We start from the raw sequence: 4,150 nt of genomic DNA, 5'->3' as shown, positions 1-4,150 counted from the left end.
CGGGCGCGGGGGGGCCCGGGGGGGCCCCCCGGCCCCCTGGGTGGTCGCGGGGGGGGGCCCCCCCGCACCGGCCCGGGGCCCCCCTCCCCGTGTCGGCTCAGGCGGTGCGGGTGCGTCGTCCCTTGAGCTCTTCGAGCCGCTCGTCGAGCAGTTCCTCCAGCTCGGGGATGGTGCGCCGTTCCAGCAGCATGTCCCAGTGGGTGCGCGGCGGCTTGACCTTCTTCGCCTCGGGCTCGGCGCCGTCGATGATCTTGGACTCCAGGCCGTGGAGTCGGCACTCCCAGGTGTGGGGGATCTCGGCGTCGTCGGAGAAGGGGACCTCGAAGTCGTGGCCCTTGGGGCAGGCGTACCGCACCGACCGGCGCGGGGCGAGGTCGTGATTGCGGTCGGTCTCGTAGCTGACAGCTCCGAGCCGGCTACCCCGTAGAACGCGGTCGGCCATGGCGGTGTCCTTTCGCTCGGCTCAGGGCGGTGCCCAGGCTTTGTTGCTACCGAGTGCAACGATCGGATTGCTCCGTTCGTTCCCGGTGTCACGGTCGTCGTCGCCCACAGTGACGTCTTTCACCCGTCAACGAAGGCTTCCTTCCTGGGGATGCCATCGCGGGCGGATCGTGACGCGTTATCCAGCTGTCGGATTCGTTCATCACACGGATGGCGTAATCCTGGCAGAGGACGTGCGGCTGCGACAGCTTAGACCGAACACGCAGGGCGACGTTACGTCGGGTTTAACTCAGGAGTAGTGACGCCCGTCATGCTTGCGGTCACGCAACGTAATTTCATTGGGGCCGAGGGCGGCACGGCCCGCCGGGCGGCGGCGCGGTCGAGGTCGGTGGCGGACACGAGGATGAATCACCCCGGAGGCCGGCTCTCAAACGTCGACCCCCGCCCTTTGTGGTCACGATCGCTTCAGTGTTGCCCGAGCGCAACGTCCCGTTGGAGTCGGTCCAGCAGCTCGGCCTGGGCCTTGACGATCTTCTCCTTGGCCTCGACCAGGGAAAACCAGGCGACGCGGTCGAGTTCGGGGAAGCTGCGGAACCGGCCGGAGCCGCGGGGCCACTCCATGGTGTAAGTCCCGGGAATCACCTGTTCGGGGTCGAGGTCGCCGGCGAGCGCCCAGGCCTGGACGACCTTGCCGCCGGCCTGGCGGACCTCGCCGAGGGGGCGCAGCTCGCCCTCGGGCAGGGGCAGGCCGAGTTCCTCGGTGAACTCGCGGCGGGCGGTGGTCTCGGGGTCCTCGTCGTCCTCGGGCATGCCCTTGGGGATGGACCAGGCGCCGGCGTCCTTGGCGGCCCAGTAGGGGCCGCCCATGTGGCCGAGGAGGACCTGGAGCTCGCCGTCGTGGTGGCGGTGCAGGACGATGCCCGCGCTGCGCTTGCCGGTCATGGGGTCCAGTGTGGCGGTGGGGTGGGGTCAGGTCTTGCGGCGGGTGCGCATGTGGATCTGTTCGCCCTGTTTGCCGAACAGGCTGAGGATCTCGACGGGTTCGTCGTCGGCGGGGCCGAACCAGTGGGGCAGGCGGGTGTCGAACTCGGCGGCCTCGCCGGGGGCCAGGACGACGTCGTGGTCGGCGAGCACGAGGCGCAGGCGGCCGGACAGGACGTAGAGCCACTCGTAGCCGGTGTGGGTGCGGGGGTCGGGTTCGCCGCGCGGCGGGATGATCATCTTGTAGGCCTGGAGGCCGCCGGGTTGCTGGGTGAGGGGCAGGATGGTCATGCCGTTGCGGCGGACGGGCACGGGGCGGATGCGGGGGTCGCCGACGGGTGGGGCGCCGACGAGTTCGTCGAGGGGGACGCGGTGGGCGCGGGCGATGGGCAGGAGCAGTTCGAGGCTGGGTTTGCGCAGGCCGGACTCCAGGCGCGAGAGGGTGCTCTTGGAGATGCCGGTGGCGGCGGCGAGGTCGGCGAGGGTGGCGCCGCGGCTGGTGCGGATGTGGCGGAGTCGTTCGCCGACCTTGTCGAGCACGTCGTCCATGGCTGTCCCTGTTCCGGCAACGGTGTTTGTCCATTGTGGGACGGGGAGGGGTGGTGGCGCCGGCGGGTGGGGTGCGGTGTTGCGCGGGGCCCGGGTGCGCGGGGGTTCAGGTGAGGCTGAGCTGGCGGCCGGCGAGGGTGGCGGGGCCGAGGTCGCCGGTGCGGTAGTGGGCCCGGCACAGGACCTGGTAGCGGACCTCGTCGGCGGCGACGGCGGTGTCGGCGACCAGGACGGTGTCGCCGGCGCGGACGACCTCGCCGTCGTGGACGCGGGCGTTGAACCGGCCGGGGCGGCCGCACCAGCACAGGACCTCGACCTGGATGGCGTGGAGTTCGTCGGCGAGTTCGAACAGGCGTCGGGAGCCGGGGAACAGGGCGCTGCGGAAGTCGGTGGCCAGGCCGAAGCAGTAGACGTCGAGGCGGGCGTCGTCGGCGAGTTCGGCGAGCTGGTCGACCTGGTCGGGGGAGAGGAACTGGGCTTCGTCGACGATGAGGTAGTCGATGCGGGCGCCGCGGGCCCAGTGGTCGCGGACGACGGTGCACAGGTCCATGTCCTCGTGGACCTCCAGGGCGGTGCGGGCCAGGCCCATGCGGCTGGAGATGGTGGGGGTGCCGGAGCGGTCGTGGCGGACCAGCAGGAGGCCGCGGCGGCCCTGGCGGGCCTGGTTGTGGTCGATCTGCAGGGCGAGGGTGGACTTGCCGCAGTCCATGGGGCCGAAGAAGAACCGCAGCCTGCCGGTGGGGGACAGGGCGTGTCCGGTGCCGGGCGAGGGCACGGGGGACAGCGCGTCGGTCGGGTCCTGGGCCGGGTTGGTGGGTTCCACGGCGGGCCACCCTAGTGCGCCGGTGGGGGGTGGGGTGGCGCGGCCCGCCGTGATCGTCTCGCGGCGGGTGTGGTGGTTTCGGGGTCTTCGTGACTTCAGTGTTGCCCGAACGCAACACCTCGCGGTGTCGCCACCCATCAACAGCGGACAACCACCGGCCTGAACGCCCTGAGGTTTCGCTCGACGGAATATACCGCGACGCGATATAACCTGTGGTGTGAAGGGTCTGTCGGAACAGGCGTTCCTGGTGTTGACGGCGTTGGCGGAGCAGCCGCTGCACGGGTACGCGATCGTGCGCGCGGTGCAGGACCTCTCGGAGGGCCGGGTGCGGCTGCGGGTGGGCACCCTCTACGGGGTGCTGGACCGGTTGGTGGCCGACGGGTGGGCGGAACAGGACCGCGAGGAGGTGCACCAGGGTCGGCTGCGCCGGTACTACCGGCTGACCGACACCGGGGTGCGGGAGTTGTCGGCGGAGGTGGCGCGGCTGTCGGCCAACGTGCGGGCGGCGTCGTCGGTGTTGCGGGCCAGGGGGGCGCTGTGAGCGGCACGTCGAGGTTGGAGCGCAGGTACCGGGCGTTGCTGCGGCTGCTGCCGGGCTGGTACCGGGCCGGGCGCGAGGAGGAGATGGTCGGGCTGTTCCTGGCCGACCGGGACGACGCGCTGGACCTGGAGCACGGCTGGCCGGGGTGGGGCGAGGCGGCGGCGACGCTGGGCCTGGCGGTGCGGGTGCGGTTGGGCGCGCGGCGACCGGCGGGCGAGGCGGTGCGCCTGGTGGGGATGACGGGTCTGCTGGCGCAGCTGGTGGCCATGGGCCAGGAGGCGGTGGTCGCGGTGCGGTTCGGCGTGCCGCCGCAGTCGTGGTGGTGGTACGTGCCGGTGGTCGTGGCGTTCGCGGGGCTGGTGGCGGGTCGCCGGGCGGCGGGGAGGGCGGCGGCCGGGGTGGTCGGGGTGCTGGCGGTGGCGCCGTGGGCGCAGTCGGTGCTGATGGGCTGGCCGTCGTGGTGGGCGACGCTGTTCGCGCTGCCGTTGTGGGTGACCGCGGCGGCGGTGGTCGCGGGCTTCCACGTCGAGGCGCCGCGGCCGTCGTCGCGGTGGTGGGTGACCGCAGCGGCGGGGGTGGTCGCGGGGGTGGTGGGCGCGCTGGCGGCGGTGGGGCTGTCGTGGGCGGCGTTCCTGGGGGCCTGGGTGGTGGCGGTGGTGCTGGTGGTGGTGTTCCGGCCGTGGCGGGCGGGGGACCGGACGGCCCCGGCGCACGGCGGCAGACCCTCCGAGGGGGAGGCCCTCCCGGTGGGTGGCCACCCCCACGGGGGAGTAAGACCTTGGCGGGCACGGGGGTGCCGGAGGCGACTCTGGCCC

Annotated in this window: 5 protein-coding genes and 1 pseudogene; 2 read left to right on the top strand and 4 right to left on the bottom strand. The window is 72.6% G+C overall.

The features are described from left to right. Positions 1-97: 97 nt before the first annotated feature. From ACFV4N_RS40565 to ACFV4N_RS40550, 4 genes are all read right to left on the bottom strand, one after another. Positions 98-442, bottom strand: coding sequence for an RNA polymerase-binding protein RbpA (locus ACFV4N_RS40565; protein ID WP_499678007.1), 345 nt, complete (start codon positions 440-442; stop codon positions 98-100). 464 nt (positions 443-906) lie between these two features. Continuing rightward, positions 907-1,383: an NUDIX hydrolase gene (locus ACFV4N_RS40560; protein ID WP_499678006.1), complete on the bottom strand. Its 477-nt coding sequence runs from the start codon at positions 1,381-1,383 to the stop codon at positions 907-909. A gap of 27 nt (positions 1,384-1,410) precedes the next feature. After that, entirely contained in the window at positions 1,411-1,971 is a 561-nt protein-coding gene (locus ACFV4N_RS40555; protein WP_499678005.1) for a helix-turn-helix domain-containing protein, read from the bottom strand. Between the two features lie 106 nt (positions 1,972-2,077). Then, complete coding sequence (locus ACFV4N_RS40550) at positions 2,078-2,794, bottom strand: thymidine kinase (protein WP_499678004.1); 717 nt, start codon at positions 2,792-2,794, stop codon at positions 2,078-2,080. 217 nt (positions 2,795-3,011) lie between these two features. On the opposite strand from ACFV4N_RS40550, the gene ACFV4N_RS40545 reads away from it, so the two are divergent. Continuing rightward, the gene (locus tag ACFV4N_RS40545; protein ID WP_499678003.1) at positions 3,012-3,335 is read left to right on the top strand and encodes a PadR family transcriptional regulator; all 324 of its coding nucleotides are present in this window, start codon (positions 3,012-3,014) and stop codon (positions 3,333-3,335) included. Beyond that, positions 3,332-4,150 (top strand): annotated as a pseudogene (locus ACFV4N_RS40540) (hypothetical protein); the annotation flags it as partial. The gene ACFV4N_RS40545 and the pseudogene ACFV4N_RS40540, both read left to right, overlap by 4 nt.

This window comes from Actinosynnema sp. NPDC059797 (assembly GCF_042732085.1).
GTDB lineage: Bacteria > Actinomycetota > Actinomycetes > Mycobacteriales > Pseudonocardiaceae > Actinosynnema.
The sequence above is the reverse complement of the archived record's forward strand: the minus strand, read 5'-3'. Positions and strand labels throughout refer to the sequence as shown.

What these genes read in the sequence shown, in the direction of transcription:
- ACFV4N_RS40565 (WP_499678007.1), bottom strand. Translation starts at nt 442, where the DNA reads ATGGCCGACCGCGTTCTACGGGGTAGCCGGCTCGGAGCTGTCAGCTAC.
- ACFV4N_RS40560 (WP_499678006.1), bottom strand. Translation starts at nt 1,383, where the DNA reads ATGACCGGCAAGCGCAGCGCGGGCATCGTCCTGCACCGCCACCACGAC.
- ACFV4N_RS40555 (WP_499678005.1), bottom strand. Translation starts at nt 1,971, where the DNA reads ATGGACGACGTGCTCGACAAGGTCGGCGAACGACTCCGCCACATCCGC.